Annotated in this window: 18 protein-coding genes and 3 tRNA genes; 6 read left to right on the forward strand and 15 right to left on the reverse strand. The window is 48.1% G+C overall.

Annotation, left to right across the window (positions count from 1 at the left end):
* Positions 1 to 3: 3 nt before the first annotated feature.
* From JYJ62_RS02485 to JYJ62_RS02495, 3 genes are read right to left on the reverse strand one after another with little or no spacing between them, the layout of a single operon-like run.
* Positions 4 to 213, reverse strand: a complete 210-nt coding sequence (locus tag JYJ62_RS02485) for a YgaP family membrane protein (RefSeq protein ID WP_205340596.1) — start codon at positions 211 to 213, stop codon at positions 4 to 6.
* Entirely contained in the window at positions 210 to 3443 is a 3234-nt protein-coding gene (locus tag JYJ62_RS02490) for an efflux RND transporter permease subunit (protein WP_205340597.1), read from the reverse strand. The genes JYJ62_RS02485 and JYJ62_RS02490 overlap by 4 nt, the downstream gene beginning before the upstream one ends.
* 5 nt (positions 3444 to 3448) lie before the next feature.
* Complete coding sequence (locus tag JYJ62_RS02495) at positions 3449 to 4474, reverse strand: efflux RND transporter periplasmic adaptor subunit (protein WP_232365709.1); 1026 nt, start codon at positions 4472 to 4474, stop codon at positions 3449 to 3451.
* Positions 4475 to 4592: 118 nt separating this feature from the next.
* On the opposite strand from JYJ62_RS02495, the gene JYJ62_RS02500 reads away from it, so the two are divergent.
* Positions 4593 to 4946 (forward strand): ArsR/SmtB family transcription factor, encoded by a 354-nt coding sequence (locus JYJ62_RS02500; protein ID WP_205340599.1) that lies wholly within the window; start codon positions 4593 to 4595, stop codon positions 4944 to 4946.
* Positions 4947 to 5251: 305 nt separating this feature from the next.
* On the opposite strand, the gene JYJ62_RS02505 is transcribed toward JYJ62_RS02500, so the two are convergent.
* From JYJ62_RS02505 to JYJ62_RS02515, 3 genes are all read right to left on the reverse strand, one after another.
* Positions 5252 to 5336, reverse strand: a tRNA-Leu gene (locus JYJ62_RS02505).
* A 46-nt stretch (positions 5337 to 5382) separates the two neighbouring features.
* A tRNA-His gene (locus JYJ62_RS02510) sits at positions 5383 to 5458 on the reverse strand.
* Positions 5459 to 5514: 56 nt separating this feature from the next.
* A tRNA-Arg gene (locus tag JYJ62_RS02515) sits at positions 5515 to 5591 on the reverse strand.
* 269 nt (positions 5592 to 5860) lie between these two features.
* Here JYJ62_RS02515 and folD point away from each other — a divergent pair.
* On the forward strand, positions 5861 to 6718 hold the full coding sequence (gene folD, locus JYJ62_RS02520) for a bifunctional methylenetetrahydrofolate dehydrogenase/methenyltetrahydrofolate cyclohydrolase FolD (RefSeq protein ID WP_205340600.1): 858 nt from the start codon (positions 5861 to 5863) through the stop codon (positions 6716 to 6718).
* 80 nt (positions 6719 to 6798) lie between these two features.
* On the opposite strand, the gene JYJ62_RS02525 is transcribed toward folD, so the two are convergent.
* The gene (locus JYJ62_RS02525; RefSeq protein WP_205340601.1) at positions 6799 to 7944 is read right to left on the reverse strand and encodes a serine hydrolase domain-containing protein; all 1146 of its coding nucleotides are present in this window, start codon (positions 7942 to 7944) and stop codon (positions 6799 to 6801) included.
* Between the two features lie 28 nt (positions 7945 to 7972).
* Positions 7973 to 10117 carry an ATP-dependent DNA helicase DinG gene (gene dinG, locus JYJ62_RS02530; RefSeq protein ID WP_205340602.1) on the reverse strand — a complete coding sequence of 715 codons (2145 nt, stop codon included), beginning with the start codon at positions 10115 to 10117 and terminating at the stop codon, positions 7973 to 7975.
* Positions 10118 to 10211: 94 nt separating this feature from the next.
* On the opposite strand from dinG, the gene JYJ62_RS02535 reads away from it, so the two are divergent.
* Positions 10212 to 10682 carry a YchJ family protein gene (locus tag JYJ62_RS02535; RefSeq protein ID WP_205340603.1) on the forward strand — a complete coding sequence of 157 codons (471 nt, stop codon included), beginning with the start codon at positions 10212 to 10214 and terminating at the stop codon, positions 10680 to 10682.
* A 35-nt stretch (positions 10683 to 10717) separates the two neighbouring features.
* Here the strand turns inward: JYJ62_RS02535 and JYJ62_RS02540 are convergent, their stop codons facing one another.
* On the reverse strand, positions 10718 to 11266 hold the full coding sequence (locus tag JYJ62_RS02540; RefSeq protein ID WP_205340604.1) for a hypothetical protein: 549 nt from the start codon (positions 11264 to 11266) through the stop codon (positions 10718 to 10720).
* A gap of 133 nt (positions 11267 to 11399) precedes the next feature.
* Between JYJ62_RS02540 and JYJ62_RS02545 the strand changes: the two genes are divergently transcribed.
* Genes JYJ62_RS02545 through JYJ62_RS02555 form a run of 3 tightly spaced genes read left to right on the forward strand, consistent with a single transcriptional unit; the run spans position 11400 to position 12548 of the window.
* Positions 11400 to 11897 carry an LEA type 2 family protein gene (locus JYJ62_RS02545; RefSeq protein ID WP_205340605.1) on the forward strand — a complete coding sequence of 166 codons (498 nt, stop codon included), beginning with the start codon at positions 11400 to 11402 and terminating at the stop codon, positions 11895 to 11897.
* A 5-nt stretch (positions 11898 to 11902) separates the two neighbouring features.
* On the forward strand, positions 11903 to 12100 hold the full coding sequence (locus JYJ62_RS02550) for an SEC-C metal-binding domain-containing protein (protein WP_205340606.1): 198 nt from the start codon (positions 11903 to 11905) through the stop codon (positions 12098 to 12100).
* A gap of 1 nt (position 12101) precedes the next feature.
* Positions 12102 to 12548, forward strand: coding sequence for a DUF2489 domain-containing protein (locus JYJ62_RS02555; RefSeq protein ID WP_205340607.1), 447 nt, complete (start codon positions 12102 to 12104; stop codon positions 12546 to 12548).
* Here JYJ62_RS02555 and rmuC read toward each other — a convergent pair.
* From rmuC to topA, 6 genes are all read right to left on the reverse strand, one after another.
* Positions 12545 to 14101 (reverse strand): DNA recombination protein RmuC, encoded by a 1557-nt coding sequence (gene rmuC / locus JYJ62_RS02560; RefSeq protein ID WP_205340608.1) that lies wholly within the window; start codon positions 14099 to 14101, stop codon positions 12545 to 12547. The genes JYJ62_RS02555 and rmuC overlap by 4 nt on opposite strands.
* Positions 14089 to 14871, reverse strand: a complete 783-nt coding sequence (locus JYJ62_RS02565; RefSeq protein WP_205340609.1) for an amidotransferase — start codon at positions 14869 to 14871, stop codon at positions 14089 to 14091. The genes rmuC and JYJ62_RS02565 overlap by 13 nt, the downstream gene beginning before the upstream one ends.
* A gap of 201 nt (positions 14872 to 15072) precedes the next feature.
* Positions 15073 to 16830, reverse strand: coding sequence for a DEAD/DEAH box helicase (locus JYJ62_RS02570; protein ID WP_205340610.1), 1758 nt, complete (start codon positions 16828 to 16830; stop codon positions 15073 to 15075).
* 257 nt (positions 16831 to 17087) lie between these two features.
* Positions 17088 to 17969, reverse strand: a complete 882-nt coding sequence (locus JYJ62_RS02575) for a pseudouridine synthase (RefSeq protein ID WP_205340611.1) — start codon at positions 17967 to 17969, stop codon at positions 17088 to 17090.
* Positions 17970 to 17976: 7 nt separating this feature from the next.
* Entirely contained in the window at positions 17977 to 18225 is a 249-nt protein-coding gene (locus tag JYJ62_RS02580) for a hypothetical protein (protein WP_205340612.1), read from the reverse strand.
* An 80-nt stretch (positions 18226 to 18305) separates the two neighbouring features.
* Entirely contained in the window at positions 18306 to 20915 is a 2610-nt protein-coding gene (gene topA / locus JYJ62_RS02585; RefSeq protein WP_205340613.1) for a type I DNA topoisomerase, read from the reverse strand.
* Positions 20916 to 21050 lie beyond the last annotated feature (135 nt).

Here is a 21050-nt window from a genome sequence, read left to right on the forward strand (position 1 = left end):
TCCTTAACAGCCTGGTTTAGCGCCTGCTTTGCGTAGCATCGTTTCCAGCAAGCACCACTTGCTTAAACCACTTTGAAAAATATTTGCGCCCACAAACACGGTGAAAGCCAACCACCACTCACTGATAAACAGTGGACTGGAAGGTGCACCCAACGCGATGGATAAAACAATAAAAACACCTGCGATAACTCGCACTAGCTGCCACGAAGTCATGACGACTCTCCTTGTTGCTCAAGTAGATGAAGTTTGTTGCGATAGGCTGCGTAATACAGCAATGGAATCACCACTAAGGTCAGCACGGTCGAAACCAGTACGCCAAAGATCAGTGAAATAGCTAAACCATTAAAAATCGGGTCACCGACGATAAACAACGCGCCAAGCATGGCCGCTAACCCAGTTAAAACAATAGGTTGTGCGCGAGTAATGGCCGAATTGACCACTGCCTGTTCAAGCGTCTGCCCAGCTTTCACCTGCAAGTTAATAAAGTCCACGAGCAAGATTGAGTTACGCACAATAATCCCCGCCAGAGCGATCATGCCAATCATGCTGGTCGCCGTGTACTGCGCCCCCATCAGCGCATGGCCTGGCATCACCCCAATAATGGTCAAGGGAATCGGGGCCATAATTATCAAAGGAGTTAGGTAGGATGAAAAGTGTGCCACCACTAGCAAGTAAATCAACAAGATACCTACCGCATAGGCTGCGCCCATATCACGGAAAGTCTCATAAGTGATCTGCCACTCGCCATCCCATTTCAATGCATAGTTGCGATAAGGATCTTGTGGTTGGCTAATAAAGTACTCATCAATAGGTGTACCCGCTGGAGTGACAATCTCTTCAAGCGCTGCGCGTGAAGCAAAAATCCCGTACAGCGGACTATCGACTGCGCCGGCCATATCCGCGGTCACGTAATGCACTGGCAGTAAATCTTTATGATGAATCGGCTGCTCTTGCAAGGTATCGGTAATGGTCACCAACTCAGCAATAGCCACTAAATTATTTTGCGCAGTCCGCACTTTAAGTTGCAGTAAGGTCGCCAGATCACCGTGCAATTCAGGACTTAATTGCAAGTAGGCGGACACGGGGTATTTGCTACCATCGTGTAACCAAGTGGCAGCTTCACCCTGCAATCCAGCACGCAAGGTACTGACAATATCCGCTTGAGTGACGCCCAACTGACTGGCTTTATGTCGATCAATCAACAACAGTTTGCGCGGTGTATCAGCAATCGCACTGTCATCGATATCGACCATGCCATCAACCTTAGCAAACACCGCACGCACTGCATCGCCGACTGCTTGGCGACCCTCAGCCGTTGGTCCATAAATCTCAGCCACCACCGGTGCTTGTACTGGCGGGCCGGGCGGTACTTCTACCACTTTTACATTGGCGTTAAAACGCCGACCAATATCTTGCAGAGCAGGACGCAAGCGTGTCGCAATCGCATGACTCTGCTCCGAACGGTGTGCTTTATCCACCAAATTAACTTGAATATCACCGCTTTCACTGTTGCTGCGTAGATAATACTGACGCACCAAACCGTTAAAGTTAATCGGCGCGGCGGTACCGGCATACACCTGATAATGAGTCACTTCAGGCACTGTAGTTAAATAAGCACCCAACTCACTCAGCACCGCTGAAGTTTGTTCTAACGGTGTACCGGCGGGCATATCAACGATAATTTGAAACTCTGACTTATTATCAAACGGCAGCATTTTCAACAAGACTAAGCCAGAAACAGGCAGCAGCATCGACAAACCAATCAGCGCCATCACACCTAAACCTAAGAAAAATCGATTCAGGGTGCCTCTACGCGGATCCAAAAACGGCTTAAAGATGCCTTCAAATAAACGCGTTAAAAAAGCAGGTAAGCGAGCAGGCTTTTGTGGCGCTTGCTGAGCAGGCTCAGTTGCCGAGTGCTTAAGCCATAAGCGCGCTAACCAGGGGGTCAAAGTAAAGGCGATGGCCAATGACAACACCATTCCCATACTGGCATTAATTGGGATTGGGCTCATATACGGCCCCATCAGCCCCGTCACAAACGCCATCGGTAACAGCGCAGCGATGACGGTAAAAGTCGCGAGGATCGTTGGACCGCCCACTTCATCTACCGCATAGGGAATAATCTCTGTCAGCGTTTTGTTTGGATACAAGCTTTGGTGTCGGTGAATATTTTCCACCACGACAATGGCATCATCAACCAAGATACCAATAGAGAAAATCAGCGCAAATAGCGAGACACGGTTCAGAGTAAAGCCCCATGCCCATGACGCAAATAACGTAGCAGCCAGAGTTAAACCAACCGCCACACCTAAAATCGCTGCTTCACGACGACCTAGAGCAAAGAACACCAACGCCACGACAGAGAGCGTAGCAAAAATTAATTTCTGAATGAGCTGCCGCGCTTTTTCATTCGCCGTCGCACCGTAGTCGCGGGTTTCCACTACTTCAATATTGTGCGGAATCAGTGTATTTTCCAGCTCAGCGACACGTTGCATCACCGCATTGGAAACATCAATGGCGTTTTCGCCTGGCTTTTTCGTCACCGTAAGCGTGATCGCTGGATATTCTTGCCCAGCCTCGCCCACGGTACCAAAGCGCACATAATTACTCGGCAGTAACGGCCCGTCACTAACCGTTGCTACATCACTCAGATAAATAGCGCGGCCATCTTCAACAGCTACCACTAGATCAGCGACTTCTTCAGCATTATTTAAAAAGCGTCCAGCCTCAATCTGCACTTGAGTATTACCACGCACCAAGTTCCCCACGGGTAAACCAAGATTTGCTGACTGCAAGGTTGCGCGCAGATCATTCACGGTTAATCCCAATGCACTTAAACGCTCAGGCTTAAAATCAACACGCACCGCACGTCCCGGACCACCAATAGTTCGAACTTCGCGCGTACCTGGAACACGTTTAAGATCAATCTCGATGCTGTGGGCAATACGCTCTAAATCGTAAGCACCCGTATCAGTAGCGGTGCTATACAGCGTTACCGCAACAATCGGTACATCATCAATCCCCATAGGGCGAGTGATTGGTTCTAAAACACCTAAATCTCTCGGCAGCCACTGTTCATTGGAGCGCAACGTATCATGCAGATTAATCAATGCATCGTTACGTGAAACACCCACTGCAAACTGTACCGTTAACACTGCTACACCGGGTTGCGAGAGCGACATAACATGCTCAACACCGGTCATTTGTGCTAGCACTTGCTCAGCCGGTGTTGCCACCATACTTTCCACATCGCGTACCGCAGCACCTGGGAACGGAATAATCACGTTAGCCATGGTGACATTAATTTGCGGCTCTTCTTCTTGTGGCGTGACTAAAACAGCAAACACGCCCAACAAGAGCGCCAGTAAAGCCAATAAAGGTGTGATTTGTGCAGCTTGAAATGCCGCAGCAATACGACCCGAAATCCCAAGAGGACGCATGCTCATTACTCCTTACTTACAGCGTGATGATCAAGAAGAACCCGCTCACCTTCCGCCAAGCCACTGCGCACTTCAACACGGTCATTATCAGTGACGCCTAAACGCACCTGCCTTAATAATGGTTTGTGTTGCTCGCTTAATACGTAAACAGCAGTCAGTTCGGCACGTTGAATCACCGCTGCTTTAGGAATAAATAAACGTTGATCGTCGTCAGTCACTGCGTGCTGTAGTTGTACTTTGACAGACTGCCCTGGGAATAAAGTATTCGACTCATTAGCCACACCGATACGCAAACGTACCGTATGGGTAGAACGGTCCGCCGTAGGTAAGACCTGTATACTTTCCACCGTCAACGGACGCTGTTCATGCAGCACACGCACAGCGGCTATATCATGCTCAGACAGATGAGTCTGCTCAGCCGCGGCAACCGGAATCGCCACACTGACGCGTAAGGCTTTCGGATTAAATAAAGACAGTAAAGGCATGCCTGGCATGGCCATATCCCCTTGCATGGCAGGCACATCAATCACCACGCCATCATAAGGAGCACGAATAATAAAGAAGTCTGTTTGCACTTGAGCCGCTTGTGCTTGCGCTTGCTGGGCTTTTAACTGTGCAACTGCAGCACGTTGTTGCGCCTCTACGCGTTCTAAGGCGGCTTTACTGATGTAGTTTTTAGCAAACAGTTGTTGCTGTCTATTTAACTCTTGAGTCAATGCGTGCAACTCTGCGCGAACAGCATCGACCTGTGCAGTGTGAGCGGCTTGCTGCTGCTTGGCTTGAGTCGCATCGATCTGAACTAGAACCTGCCCAGTGCGCACCTGCTCACCAGCATTGATATGAATCTGCTGAATAACGCCAGCCACTTGGGCCGCGATAGTTGTTTCTGTGACTGCCTCAATATGCCCTTCATATACAGCACTGTTGGTTAAAGAAGCACGTGTCACTTGAACTGTTGCCAACTCTTGTGCAGCAGCCCAGGAACTGATCAACACAGCTGCAAGTGCAAAAAAAACCTGTTTTTTCTTCATCACCTGCGCATCCTCCACGTCAATAGTTTACTTATTACGTAATCAATTATCTAACTACGCTTGTAAATAAGCAAGTATCTATTTATCGTGGTGTACGCGACCTAAGTGGTAGACCATAATGCATGATATTAATAACCAACACGGACACATCATGGATAAGTTTTCGCCAAAAGCACTGGAACAAATTGCCGCTTATTTCAAAGTGCTGGCAGATCCAAATCGCTTACAAATTTTAAGTTTATTGCGTGAAGGCGAGTTGAATGTTGGCGAATTGGCTGAGCGCTGCAACTCCACTTCGGCAAATATTTCTCGCCATCTGTCTATTCTTAGCCAGCACGGTCTCATCACTCGAAAAACCCAAGGCACGCGCGCCTATTACCAGCTCACTGACAATTCAACTTACGCATTATGCAAACTGGTTTGTGAAAACATTACTCAAAAAATAAATGCGCAAAAAGATGCCTTTAACTAAACAGTCTTAGCCTAACTGCGCATCGCTATAGCAGCAAAAAACCAGAAAAAACAAAAAGATCAAGCACTGGCTCTTAGCGTCTGCATACCGCAAACAGCAAGCGGCGCAAAACTACTGACAAATAGAATCACGCTGAAGCAGTACTAATAAAGAGAAGAGCTTGTCAGGCAGACTCATCAGAAAGGAAGACCACTGATCTAGCAATGCTAGACAGCGCTCAGAATTGCAGAAACAAAAAAGATGGACATAAAAAAGCCCCAATTAAGGGGCTTTGATACTAATAGGGTCTATGTGAAACCCTTATATGGTGCGGACAGAGAGACTCGAACTCTCACACCTCGCGGCGCCAGAACCTAAATCTGGTGTGTCTACCAATTCCACCACGTCCGCTTGTTACTCACGCTTAATACTGTAACAGCATTAAGTTTTCCAAATATGGGGTGGACGATGGGTTTCGAACCCACGACACCGGGAATCACAATCCCGTGCTCTACCAACTGAGCTACGCCCACCATATTGCGCCGTGCATATTACATGTAACTTACATCACTTACAAGCTTCGCCTTAATGGCGCGCCCGGCAGGATTCGAACCTGCGACCACCCGCTTAGAAGGCGGGTGCTCTATCCGACTGAGCTACGGGCGCTTGTTGTCATTACTATTAAAAGTAACTGACTCAAGGCTCGATTGCTGTCCAATATAACTTGTTCAGCTTTCGTATCCAGCTTCAGGCTGTACTGGGTAAGCGGGGCAAATATTACAGAGCAGGCGACATGCCGTCAACCATTATTTTCAAAAGAATCAATTAGATAGTGATAAAGGATAAAATACTTCTCTCGCATCTTTGCCCCATGCCGCAGGTCATGCGAGAATAGCCTCATCTTTTTTACTAAAATTAGTATGGCTAATAACCTCATGACAGCACAATTGATTGACGGCAAACAGATCGCCGCAGATATTCGAGACACTATCGCCCAACAAGTACAAGCTCGCATTAACCAAGGTTTGCGTGCCCCGGGCCTAGCGGTGATTCTAGTCGGTAACGATCCCGCCTCTGAGGTGTATGTCGCACATAAACGTAAGGACTGTGAACAAGTTGGTTTTCAATCACAAGCCTACGATCTACCCGCCACTACTACGCAAGAAGAACTACTGAACTTAATCGATACACTGAATGCTGACAATTCGGTTGATGGGATTCTGGTGCAGTTACCCCTGCCCGCGCATCTTGATTCATCTCTACTGCTGGAGCGCATCAACCCCAGCAAAGATGTTGATGGTTTTCACCCCTACAATGTCGGTCGTTTAGCCCAACGTATTCCTTTACTACGCTCATGCACGCCAAAAGGTATTATGACTCTGCTTGAACATACAGGTGTAGACCTACACGGTTTAGATGCAGTCATTGTTGGAGCATCTAATATTGTTGGCCGCCCAATGGCGATGGAATTGCTGCTAGCAGGCTGCACCACAACGATTACTCACCGCTTCACTAAAGACTTAGAAAGCCATGTACGCCGTGCAGACCTCGTTGTCGTGGCAGTAGGTATTCCAAACCTTGTTAAAGGCGAATGGATCAAGCCTGGCGCTGTGGTGATTGACGTCGGTATTAACCGCCAAGCCGATGGTAAGCTCGTAGGCGACGTGGGTTTTGATGAGGCAATTAAACGCGCGTCTTGGATCACACCGGTTCCAGGTGGTGTCGGCCCAATGACCCGCGCCTGCTTACTGGAAAACACCTTGCAGGCCTGCGAACAAGCAGAGCAACAGTAAGTACTGTACCGTCTAACTGCGCTACAGATCAGCTCAGTGGCTTTATCTGCTAGTTTTTATAACGACAGATAAAGCCACTCTCATAAGCATTTTTTCAGCATCGCATTAATTTTTTGCACACGCGGATCCATCAATACGCTAGCTCCTAAGCTATTGGTAACGAAGGCCACACTCAGTTCGCGCTCTGGATCAGCGCAGCCCAACGTACCGCCTGCTCCAGGATGACCAAAGCTGCGCTGACCTAAAGCATAGCTGGCTGGTAGCTCATCAGACTGCTCTAGCATACAACCCAAACCAAAACGCGTTTTCGTCAACAAGGTTAAATCCATGCCCGCACTCTGCTCTGTGAGCATTTCACTAAGCATCTCACTGTCCAGTAATTTGCCTTGCAACAATCCAGTATAAAAGCCAGCTAAACCCCGTGCAGTACTGTGTGCATTTGCTGCCGGCTGCTGCATTTGCCGCCACTCAAGCTTATTAGTGCTGGTCATCATCGATGGTGGATTGGCAAAAGCCTTTGCCGTCATACCTTGCGGATTACTACCGATATTTTGCATGAGCCGCAACGAAGCAGCATCACCGAAAGCGCCCTTCATACGCATTACATCGCCAACCTGTGGCAATTGCTGATCCGTCAATCCCAGATAAAGCTCTAACTGCAACGGCTCAGCAATACGTCTAGCAATCGCCTCACCCGGCTCACACCCTTCAATGCGGCGAATCAACTCACCGACTAGCCAACCATAGGTCATTGGCGCATAGCCATGGGCAGTACCAGGTGTCCACCACGGCGGCGTATTCTGCACAGCGCCAATCATTTGCTCCCAGTCGTAAAGCGCTTCAGACGCAAGTGGCTCAAGTAGCGCGGGCACTCCCGCTTGATGACTAAGCACATGACGCAGAGTAATTCGCCGCTTACCCTGCATGGCAAACTCTGGCCAATATTCAGCCAGCGGCATATCCAACTGCAAACGACCTTCCGCCACCAACTGCAACACCACCACTGCGGCAATCGGTTTTCCACTGGAAAAAATATTAATTAAGGTATCACGCTGCCACAGCTGCTCAGAATGGCGATCAAGCACCCCACCCCACACATCCAGCACAGTCTCCCCAGCAATCTGCACACATAAAGCAGCACCGCGCTGCTCCGGCTCTTCCAAGAGCTGCGTAAACACATCAAGAACATTTGAAAATGCACTGTCGCTGCTGCCATCAATATGCATACTGACCTCTATTTATAACAGTGAATACTTAATCAATTTCGCGTCGAAACGGTGGTAATGAATTTAGGATAGCCTTGCCATAACGCTGAGTCACTAAGCGGCGGTCTAATAAGGTGACGCTACCAATATCTTGCTCATTACGCAGTAAACGTCCGCACGCTTGAATTAAGCGCAACGAAGCATCAGGCACGGCAATTTCCATAAATGGATTACCTCCACGCGCCTCAATCCACTCAGAGAGCGCAGCCTCAACCGGATCATCCGGCACGGCAAAGGGAATCTTAGCAATCACCACATGCTGACAATAAGCACCAGGCAAATCGATACCCTCAGCAAAACTGGCCAAACCAAACAACACGCTAACATGGCCTTTATCAATCTGCGCCTTATGCTTTGCTAGGGTTTCTTGACGTGATAAGCCTCCCTGAATCAACACACGTTTACGCCACTCAGCATCGACGCCAGAAAACACGTCTTGCATTTGTCGCCGTGAGGAAAACAGTACCAAGCTACCTTGCGCACCTTCTAATATAGCGGCTATTTCTCGAATAATCGCTTGCGTATGCGCCTCAGAGTCACGTGGATCTGCGCGTAAATCAGGCACCCGCAAGACACCCGCCTCTGCATAGTTAAACGGACTGGGCACCACAGTTTTTTTCGAATCAAAAGGCAAGCCAGCACGCATATTAAAACGGTCAAATTTACCCAGCGCAGTTAAAGTTGCTGAGGTGACCAGCGCACCATGTGCGACATTCCATAAATGCCGACGTAAGGTTTCAGCAGCAAGAATAGGACTAGCATTGACTTCAATATCAAAGGCCCCTCCGCCATCGGCCAAAGATAACCAACGCGCCATTGGCGGGCTTTTCTCTGGATCCTCGGCAGTGAAGGCTGACCATAACTCTTGATTATTTTCCGAGCGCGCCAAGAGACTACCAAAGAGCGGATACCATTCTTCGGCCTGATGACTGGGCACACTCAACCCAGGCTCACCATCCATCGCTTTCTTTAACAGTTCAGTCACACGACTGAAAATGTCAGTTAATTTAACAAATTCTTTTTTCAGCTCAATGCCCAACTCAGCCAATTCTGTAGGAATCACGCCGCCAACAAAACGGTAGCGTGGCTTCTCATAGCTATCTGGATCATGATTGGGGCGAAAATCAGCTAACTGCTCACACAACGTAAACATAAACTGCATCTGTGTGCGCAAGTTTTTCGCCAACTCTGGAACCGCTTCCAATAAACGACCGAACTCGCCTGGCAAAGGGGTTTGTGCCAATAAGCGGGTCAGGTTTTTATCCACTTGTGACAACCAGTCAGCAGTGGAACGTAAGCGGGTAAAATGAGCGAAGTGACCAATAGCTTTATCAGGTAAGTGATGGCCTTCGTCAAAGACATAAATAGTTTCGCGTGGATCAGGCAGCACTGCACCACCACCAAGGGCTAAATCGGCCAAAACCATATCGTGATTGGTGACAATCACATCGACTTTGGTCATACCTTCACGAGCTTTATAAAAAGAACACTGCTGAAAGTTGCCACAATGACGGCCCGTGCACTGAGTATGATCGGTGGTCACCCGTGACCACGTGACATCCTCAAGTACTTGCGGCCAGCTATCCCGATCACCGTCCCAGCGATTGCTGGCGAGCTTATTAATCATCTCAGTGAAGAGCTTTTCACTGTCACTGTCCACTTCAATATGAAAACCATCATCAGCAAATAACTGCGCGGTGGCCTGCTCAGCCTCTCCGTGCTGAGATAATGCATCCAATTTAGATAAGCACAAATAGCGTCCACGGCCTTTGGCTAAGGCATAAGTAAAATTCAAGCCACTGTTTTTAATAATATCGGGTAAGTCTTTATCCACAATCTGTTCTTGCAACGCAACTGTCGCCGTAGCAATCACTAAACGCTTACCTGCTGCTCGCGCTGCGGGAATTGCCGCCAAACTATAGGCGACTGTTTTACCAGTACCGGTCCCGGCCTCAATCGCCACCACGGCTGGATCTCCAGAGCGCTTACCCTCTTCGTCCACCGCAATATTGCCCAAAGCTTTCGCCACTTCAGCAATCATTAGGCGTTGACCATAGCGCGCCTTAAGCCCTTTCTGATCCAAAAAGCGCGTGTAAGCACTTTGAATAGTATTTTTTAATTCGTCGCTGAGCATGCTGCATCCACTTTTTCGAACTGTATGTTTGTTCAGTACCCACCTAAAAACGTATAATAGTCTGTTTATACGCTTTATGCTCTACGGATTACCTATGACTGCTATTTTGTCCTGCCCATGCACCTCTAATGTGGCCTATCAAGAGTGTTGCGGCCGCTACCATAACGGAGCACTTGCAGCTTCGGCACACAGCTTAATGCGAGCGCGCTACAGCGCGTATGCACAACACAATATTGAGTTTATAAAAAGCACCAGTTTACCGAGCCAGCAAGCACAACTCGACATGCGGTCAATCGCAGAGTGGAGCCAAAACAGTCAGTGGTTAGGCTTGAATGTTATCGCAGAAAGAGTGGCGCAGGATCAGCGGCATGCCACTGTTGAGTTTATTGCACACTGGCAAGATGCAGAAGGCCGCCATCAGCATCAAGAAACATCATTATTTATCAAGCCTGCTGAGCGCTGGTATTTTTACGACCCCAATGTGCCATTACGCGCAGAACGCAATGCATCATGCCCTTGCGGTAGCGGCTTAAAATTCAAAAAATGCTGCGCGCCTTATCTCTAAATAGGACAAAACAGTTGCAGATGCGTAAAACTTTTTTATTCATCCAACAACTCAAAATGTGTGGTATCCGGCGCTATCTCAGTTTTCACACGAGACAGTTGTCCCATATCGCTGCCCACTGGCGCTAGGCTAATGGCTGACAAATCTAACTCCGGCGCAGGCGTTTCTACAGGTGCAGGTTGCAAGTCATCACCCAGAGGCGCGATACCAAAATCTGGCGCCTGCACATTAGCAAAAGCGGCCATATACTCATCACGCGGCGTCACCTGCAGCATGGCAAAGCCGTCCGTAGTCTCAGACTCTGTCATCGTTTCTTCTGCGGGTAAGCCTGGAGTAATTTTTTCTATGCTTTGCTCATACAGATCACGCACCTCAAGCACTGCGCCTGCACGCTCAAAGGCTGCCTGATACTTAGCCAAACCAAGGGCATCCACACCTTTTTTAATGACTACACGCTGACCTGAAAAAAGACGCGTCAGTAACGCAGCATCGGCTTGAAACACGCGAGCAATGGCTGCCTTAACCTGCTCAAGTTCAGCACCGGGAAGTATTTGCCCGGAAAAAGCAATTTCGAACTGTTGCATACCCAACCCTCTATGATTCATGATTCACGTAGCAATGTAATTGATATCTCTTAAGTAAACAGGCACTGTTTGTGTTTTATTTACTCTGCATAACATTTGCTTGCTACACTGCCGTGAGATTTGGAGTTAATCAATGGATTATTTGGCAACTATAAAAAAAACATCGGCACTCTTAGCATTATTAGCTTTATTAAGTTCGCTGGGCGGCTGTTCTACTTGGTTCAGCAGCGGCTTTCAAAAACCTGATATACAACTGGTCGATGTTGAACTGGTACACGCTAAATTATTGGAGCAGCAATTTATTTTACACTTTCGTGTCGATAACCCAAACTCACAAAGTTTGCCAATGCGCAGTATTAACTACCGTATCTTGCTAAACGACACGCCTTTAGCCACAGGCAGCAATAACCAATGGCTAACAGTGCCGGCCAATAGTTATTCGTATTTTAAAATACCGGTACACACTAATCTATGGCGACACATGAAAGTTATTGTCCGTATGTTAGAAAAGCCTGATCAGCCGATCCATTATGCACTGCATGCTGATGTGAAAACCGGACTTTTATTCAGCAAAACAATCAATATCCTGCGTCACGGTGATATCATTCCCGGCGACTATATTCGCGAGTAATTGTTATGTCTTCTACAGAACACGTTCACGGCCCTGACTGCCAACATGATCACCAAGAGCACGTGCCAACTGCGCATGTACACGGCCCACACTGCGGTCATGCACAGCAAGAGCCTGTGCGCAATCCACTAAAAGAAATTGGTCGCAACGATCCATGTCCATGCGACAGTGGTAAGAAATACAAAAAATGCCACGGTGCTTAATGTGCAGACACTCTCAAGTATCTGGCTGATTGCTGCTGTTGTTTGCATTCTAGGACTGGCCGTCTACGCGACTGTATTGTGGCGCCGAGTTGGACAAGCAGAACAACAACGCAAGCAACAATACGCTGAACAAAAGCGCCAGCGCCATGATGATTTAATTGTTTTGGCTAACGGTTTTTTAAGCGAGCAAATGCCTTGGGCTGAAGGCTGTATTCGCATCAAAGTGATTCTCGATCATTATGACTCGAAGGTGGCCATGCACCCAGATTACCAAGTCCTGCAGACTGTCTTTAGCGCAACCGAGCATATCCCTACGCATGATGCCTGGCGCAAACTCAGCAGCACAGAAAAGCAGACGTTTATGCAACTGCTCAACGAACTCGAACAGCAACACAAACAAGACTCAATAAAAGTGGTGCAACAACTGCTCAATCACCTGCGCGGTTAATCAGCAGTTTCAGCATCGCGGTTATGGGTCAACTCCAGTCGTGCGCGGTCTTGCCATTGCTCCGCAATCTCGGTTTTGACCGCCACACCCAACTGCTGAAAATCACTGGCTTGTTTAATCAAATTACCGCGCCCGCTCACCAGCTGGTCACAGGCTTTGCGGTAAGCCTCTTGCGCTCGATCCAAACTATTGCCAATGCCATCCATACTGCCCAAAAAGATCCGCAACTTGTCGTACACTTTACTGGCACGCTCAGCCAGCTCTGCAGTACTGCGGCTTTGCTCTTCAAAACGCCATAACTGACGGACAATGGTTAAACTGGCCAACAAGGTACTGGGCGTGGCAATTAAAATATTTTGCTCAATAGCGCGCTGCAATAAGCCTTCATCAGCCCGCATCGCATCAGCAAAAGCTGACTCGATTGGCACAAACATAAACACCATATCCGGCGCATTCAGACCAGGTAACGCCGCATAATCACGCTCAGCGAGCTCAGCAACACGTGCCGAAAATGCACTGACATGCTCAATCAACGCTTGCGCACGTAACGTCTCATCCTCAGCATTGACGTAACGTAAATAGGCATTGAGTGAAACCTTAGCATCAATGACTAAGTGTTTATTCTGCGGCAAATAAATGATGGCGTCGGGACGCTTACGCCCTTCACTGGTCGTAAAACTCACCTCGCGAGCAAAATCCTTGCCCAACTGCAAGCCGGCACGCTCCAGCACGTTCTCTAAAATCAGCTCTCCCCAATTACCTTGAGTTTTTTTCTGGCCTCGTAAGGCACTACTCAACTCATGGGCTTCTTGGGTGATTTGTTGATTAAGCTCCTTCAACTGCAAAAGCTGCTGCTGTAAGGAGGCTTGTTGCTGCACATCTTTATGATGAATATCTTCAACCTTCTGCCGAAACCCATCAATTTGCTCACGAAAAGGTTTTAACATGGCTTCTAAGGATTGTTGACTGCTTTGCGTTAATGACTGGCCACGGGCGTCAAAAATCTGTGTTGCCAATTGCTCAAATTCTAACTTTAACTGCTCACGGCTGTCTTTAAGCAATTGCTGCTGCTCAAGCAGATGCTGCTCTTTTTGCGCACTTAAACCGCGCAATGAAGAAAAATCTTGTTGCAACTGCTGATGATCCTGCTGCAACTTAAAGTAGAGCGCGCGCTGCTCGGCCGAGACTTTCTCACCTAGCACTTGTTGCTCTTTAAGCTCACGGTAACCCGCTCGCGCCGCATCAGCCACACCTCGCCCTTGCAATAACTGTTCGTGTAAGGCGCTATTCTCGATTTTTAACTGCTGATAGTCAGTTTGACGTTGCTGTAATTGCGCATGCAGTTGATCTTGCTGACTCGCCAGCACTTGTAAACCAACATCCTGTTGATGTAACTCTTCTTGAACTGCAGTCACCTTAGCCTGCTTATCAATAAGCTGCTGCTGCAAATGTTGCGCGCGGATAAACTGTTGTAACGTAACGCCTAACATAACCACCGCGGCAAGTAACGGCGCAGCATACTGGCCAAGTTCTGCTACAGTTAAGCCGAACATAAGCGATCTCTTAACACACTGACAGACTGCTCAATTGCTGCAGTTTGACCGTGCGCCTTTTGCCCCGCTCGGATAAAGCACAACATCCATTGCGCAACAGTTTGACCATCGTGATCATGTACCAAGCTCTGACAAGCACTCTGATACTCTTGCGGACAGTAAATAGACTGACGCAACTGCAACAGACCTCTAGAAAAATCTTGAGTAAACTCAGGATGCCCCTGAAAGCACAACACCTGTTTATCTAAAATAAAAGCTGCGTTTTTACAAAAATCACTGCTGGCTAATAATGAAGCACCCGTCGGCAGGGCCGTGACTTGATCACGATGACTGATCAATAACTGAAACTCATCAGCCGCTGCAGGCAACCATTCAGGCTTATGCTCTAGACGGTAACGATGCACACCAAGCCCCCAGCCTTTACTGGAGCGCTGGGTATCACCCCCTAAAACCAATGCAAGAATTTGATGACCAAAGCAAATACCTAGCAACAGATCACCCTGCACAAAACGTACACGTAAATAATCCCGCAAGGTAACAATCCAGGGGTCATTGGCAAATGAGTCGGCTTTACTGCCAGTCACCAGATAGGCATCAAACTGTTGGCTAAGCTGAGGGTATTCCCCTCTTACAACATTGAATATCTGACAATCGACTTGGGGATCTTGCGTAGCAAATAGTTGTTTAAACATCTGCCCAAAACCAATAAAAGCATCCTGCATCGTCGGATGCAAATCATCCGCTTCTAAAATACATATTCGTAAGATCATGCATGCACCTCAAAACAACTGATCAAACACACAGTATAGAATACCTCAGATAGGGCTCGCCGTTGCAAATAAACCAGCGCACAGCAGCCTAGCACAGTATTTAATGGTGGATTTTAAAACAAAAAAACCGATTCAACCTTACAGTCGAATCGGTTTAATTTAAGCAATCAATGCCTCAGCATTATCAGCTCATAACCAGTATTAATCTTCGCGGTAGCGACGCAACTTAAGTGCTTTACCGGCCACTCGCGTATCTTTCAATTTACCCAATAAACGCTCCAAACCTTCTTCTGGCAATTCAACCAAACTAAAGCTTTCGCGAATTTGGATACGGCCAATCGCTTCACGCGATAAACCGCCTTCATTTAAGATAGCGCCCAACAGGTTACGTGCAGCCACGCCATCACGAATACCTAATGCGGTACGGCAGCGTACTTTACCTTCACTGAGTGCCAAGGGCGCACGGCGCTCACGAGCACCATCACCACTGCGCTCGCCACGGTCACCACGATCGCCACGGCTTTCGCTACGACCAGCACCGTCACCGCGTCCGCCGCCATCACGTGTACCGCGCTGACCACGGTCATCACGGCTGCGTGAAGTCATCACTGGTTGCTCACGTTCAACACCAGCCAAAGTAAAGGCCTGGCCTTCCGTGGTTTTTGCCAACAAGCCTAATGCTAACTCTTCAACACTACAGTTAAGCTCAGTAGTCAGATGCGCTAATAACTCAACGTTCTGATTCTCTTTGTCTTTAACACGTGGTGTTAAGTCTTGCGTCAAACGACGAATACGCGCTTGCAGAATAACTTTTGCATCTGGTAGTAAAATCTCAGCAACTTTCTGACCGGTAACACGCTCAATCACCTGCAACATACGACGCTCACGCGGAGTCACTAGCAATAAAGCACGACCATCACGACCGGCACGGCCCGTACGACCAATGCGGTGCACATAAGACTCTGGATCGTATGGCATATCAATGTTAAAAACGTGAGTGATACGCGGTACATCAAGACCACGTGCAGCAACGTCAGTGGCAATCACAATGTTTAAGCGGCCATCTTTTAGTGAGTCAATCACGCGCTCACGTTGATTCTGCGCAATATCACCATTCAGCGCGGCAACTTTGTAGCCTTTGGCTTCAAGTGCTGCAGCGATATCTAATGTGGCTTGCTTAGTACGCACAAAACCGATCATGGCATCAAAGTCTTCGACTTCAAGCAAACGCAAAATAGCATTTACTTTTTGGTCGGCATGCACCATCAAGTGCGCTTGATCAATACGTGCAACCGTTTGTGTTTTGCTAGCAATTTTAACTTGCTGCGGGCTACGCAAGTGCTTTTCAGCAATGCCACGGATGGATGCAGGCAAGGTTGCAGAAAAGAGTACGGTCTGGCGATCATCAGGCATCGCATTGAAAATCACTTCCAAGTCATCCATAAAGCCGAGTTTCAACATCTCATCGGCTTCATCAAGAACTAAGAATTTAATGGTTGAAAGCAAACCACCGTTACGGCTGAGGTGATCAACCAAACGACCTGGGGTCGCTACAATCACTTGTGCACCGTTACGGATTGCTTTCAGTTGCGGGCCCATCGGCGCGCCACCATAAATAGCCACAACGTTAACGCTTGGCATCTGTGCAGCGAAGCTTTCAAACGCAGTGGCCACTTGCAAGGCCAACTCACGGGTCGGTGCCAGCACCAACACTTGTGCTTCGCGACGCGCAGCATCAATACGCGACAAAATAGGTAAAGCAAATGCAGCCGTTTTACCGGTACCGGTTTGTGCCTGGCCAATCATATCGTGGCCAGCCATAATCAACGGAATAGACTGTATTTGAATAGGTGACGGCTCTTCGTAACCGACTGCAGTAATTGCTGCAAGAACTGAAGGGTGAAGACCGAGCGTGGCAAAATTGCCGACTTCTGGGGTAGTGCCGATTTCTTGGGTCATGGTATGCCTTATATGCATCCGCAAAGACCCATGAAAGCTGCACACGCCGTGAAAGACCATAATGGTCGCCCTTTTGGCAGCCTATTTGCGAGTATTTGCGAGAACGCTGTTTAGAAAAAACGTCTAGGATAGTCCTATAGAGGACAAGCAGTCGAAGCAGTGCTTCGGGATATTGCAGTAACCTTAACGGGGGCCGATCTGGCCGGCGCATATTATAGACACTTTTACACTGATCTGCCTAGTGTTAGTTAAGCAACTTACATCGATAAGTTCAATTGACTTTTAAAACTGCGCAAAATACCCGTAAACGGATCTATAAAGCTGATTTGCTTAGCTAGCAGCTTAAGTGGCTGAGTGTAATTGTCTGGCTCACTCATCTCTTGCAAACAAGGATAGAGCGGATCGTTAACAATTGGTGCACCTAATGCAGCAAGGTGCACACGCAACTGGTGTTTACGCCCCGTCACGGGATAGAGCCGATAACGCCATAGCGCGCCATGCTGCTCACACACGTCAATGATCGTATCACTATTGGCTTCACCCAGCACTTCTTGCATACGGAAAAACTGCTGCGCTGGCTGCAATCGACTGCAATGACGATAAGGCCACTCTCGATAGGGCAATGCTGGTGCTAATGCTTCATAGCACTTAAACACTTTGCGCTCACGAAACAAACCTTGATAAGCATCCCGACTGCTCGGATTAACTGAGAACAGTAGAACGCCCGCGGTTAAACGATCCAGTCGATGAATTGGCACAATGTCTGAACTATTAAAGCGTTTCATTAAACGCCGCAAAACGGTTTCTTCCACGAAGCGACCCGCCGGCATGGTCGGCAGAAAGTGCGGCTTATCAACAACAATCAGATGCTCGTCTTGATAAAGAATCTGTTCGATAAAGGGCACCTTAGTCTCCTCAGACACTTCACGAAAATAATAGACCAAGCCCCCTATCTGATAGGGTTCGTCCGGTAGTAAACAACGCTGCTGTGAGTCCAGCACTTTACCTGCGAGCATGCGCTGCTGCCATGTATCACGGCTAATCGCAGCAAAATGCTCACTCAGAAAATCCAATAAAAGCCGATAGCTCTTATCCGGCAGATGCACCATGCTGGCGCCAAATAAACGAGAACGAGTCATACTCACATCAATGCAGCGTATGCCCAGAAGGATCATCTTCATCCGTTTCAGTCAGCGCTTCTTCTTCAGCTAAATGTCCGGCAGCCAACAACCCTGCATGAAACATTTCTTTGGCGATATCAATATAACGGGCCTTTAAAAAACCACGCGCTTCGTTTGAAAAAGTCAGAGTTACTAAGGGTGACTCCTCTTCCGAGCGACGCAAAACTATTCTTCCGTCGGGCAACTCAACAATTTCCAAAAACGCACTGGACATAAATAACTCTTAAAAAATCAATAAATTAAAATACAGCAGGGCTCAAAATCAAAGCCCCGCTTAATAGCTTGCATGTCGATTTATTTTTTACGCTTATCGTCAACTTGCCATTTTTTGCCATCGTAAAACGCTTTCCAACCGCTGGGCTTGCCTTCAATTTCTGACTGCACATACTGCTCTTTGGTTTTACGACTATAACGAATCACCGCTGGCACACCATCAGGGTCATGCTGTGGCGCAGTGAGCAAATAATGGTATTTCGGATCAATCTCTGCTTTGTGCGGAATCAACTCAAGCACTAAAGGCGCACGTGTCTCGCGCTTTTTAGGAAATTGGCTGGCAGCCAAAAACATACCCGAGGCGCCATCACGCAATACGTAGGTATCATCCACTTTCAAGCACTGCAGTTCTGGCATGGGCACCGGATCCATTTTTGGTGGTGCAGCCTCACCACTACGCAGCAGTTTGCGCGTATTTTTACACTCTGTATTGGTGCAGCCGAAGAACTTACCAAAACGGCCGGTCTTCAATTGCATCTCACTGCCACACTTATCGCATTCCAGGCTCGGCCCTTCATAGCCTTTAATCCGGAACTGCCCTGCCTCCACTTCAAAGCCTGTGCAATCTGGATTATTACCGCACACATGCAGCTTGCGCGTTTCATCCAGTAAATAGGCATCCATTGCGGTGCCACATTTAGCACAGCGACGCTTGTTACGTAACAATAATGATTCAGACTCGCCTTCATCATCGTCGGCAATTTCATTACCCGGCACGAGATTCACAGTCGACTTACAACGTTCTTTCGGCGGCAAAGCATAGCCTGAACAACCTAAGAACACGCCAGTCGAAGCGGTACGAATCATCATTGGCCGACCGCACTCTTTACACGGAATATCGGTCAACGTTGGTGTGTTCTCACGCATGCCATTCTCAGCAGCGTCAGCCGCTTCTAGCTTTTTCTTAAAATCTTTATAAAACTCATCGAGCAATTGCTTCCACTGCAAGGTACCGTGCGCAACGCTATCTAAACGCTCTTCCATCTGCGCGGTAAAGCTGTAATCCATCAGATTAGCAAAGCTTTCACCAAGACGCTCAGTAACAATATCACCCATTTTTTCCGCATAAAAGCGTCGATTCTGAATCGCGACATAACCACGATCTTGAATGGTAGAAATAATCGCAGCATAGGTCGAAGGGCGGCCAATACCTTGTTTTTCTAACTCTTTAACCAAACTGGCCTCGCTGAAGCGTGCCGGTGGTTTAGTAAAGTGCTGTGATGGGTCGAGCTTCAGTAAATTTAGCACATCACCTTTTTTGAGGTCGGGTAGCACTGCGTCTTCTGCGCCCTTACCTTGTTGTGGCTGTACACGAGTGTAACCGTCAAATTTCAAAATACGACCGCGCGCGCGCAATTCAAAGGTCTGCGCTTCAACAGTCACGCTGGTCGCTAAATACTCGGCCGCAGGCATCTGGCAGGCGACAAACTGGCGCCAAATCAACTCATACAGGCGCTCAGCGTCGCGCTCCATGCTTTTAAGCTGCGAGGTCTGCGTATTTACATCAGAAGGACGAATTGCTTCGTGCGCTTCTTGTGCGCCTTCTTTGCTGCTATAAAAAACAGGTTTCTCAAGTAAATACTTCGAACCAAACTCTTGATCAATAAAAACGCGTACCATTTCAATCGCATCGCCAGAGATATTGGTCGAGTCAGTACGCATATAAGTAATATAACCGGCTTCATATAAACGCTGCGCCAGCATCATGGTTTTCTTCACCCCAAAACCTAAGCGCGTACTCGCTGCCTGCTGCAAAGTTGAAGTGATATAGGGTGCGCTCGGACGACTACTGGTCGGCTTATCTTCGCGCTTAACGACGGTATAAGGTGCCGTCTTAAGCACGGCTAAGGCCGCATCAGTTTGTTCTTTGTTGACCGGGCGGAAGGCTACACCAGCGTCACGAATCACTTCAAAACGGGTATTAACCTTCTCAGCATTATTTAAGTCTGCATGAACCTGCCAAAACTCTTCCGGAATAAAAGCACGGATTTCTTTCTCGCGCTCCACAACCAGCTTAACCGCAACCGACTGCACACGCCCAGCGGAAAGACCACGTGCAACTTTCTTCCACAACAGCGGTGAAACCATAAAACCCACAACACGGTCGAGGAAACGACGGGCCTGTTGGGCATTAACCTGATCGATATCCAGCTTACCTGGCTCAGCAAAAGCGCCTTTAATCGCTTTCTCAGTAATCTCGTTAAACACGACACGTTTGTAACGACTGTCATCACCACCAATGGCTTCGCGCAGATGCCAAGCAATGGCCTCCCCTTCGCGGTCCAAGTCAGTTGCGAGATAGATGATATCGGCATCTTTCGCCAGACGACGCAACTCTTCGATGACTTTTTCTTTGCCTGGCAAAATCTCGTAACGCGCTTTCCAATCATTTTCCGGATCGATACCCATTCTCGCAACGAGAGTACGCATGGCTTTTTCTTTCGGCGTCAGCTGCGCAGTATCAGCCGCTTTACCACGCTTAGCTGGCTCTTTACCGGCAGCAGACGAGCCACTTGTCGGTAAATCACGGATATGACCCACGCTCGACTTCACAACGAACTCATTACCTAAGTATTTGTTGATTGTCTTCGCCTTAGCGGGAGACTCTACGATAACCAGCGATTTGCTCATTGTTCAGAATATTCCTGAAATAAATAAAGTGATTGGCCTGTACTCGGGCGCTAAATATCACATAAAAATACGATAACTGACTCTACAGTGAGGCTATATATAGGTTGAAAGCGGCCTAGGTCAAGTTTTCGCGTC

The organism is Denitrificimonas caeni (assembly GCF_905120345.1).
GTDB lineage: Bacteria > Pseudomonadota > Gammaproteobacteria > Pseudomonadales > Pseudomonadaceae > Denitrificimonas > Denitrificimonas caeni_A.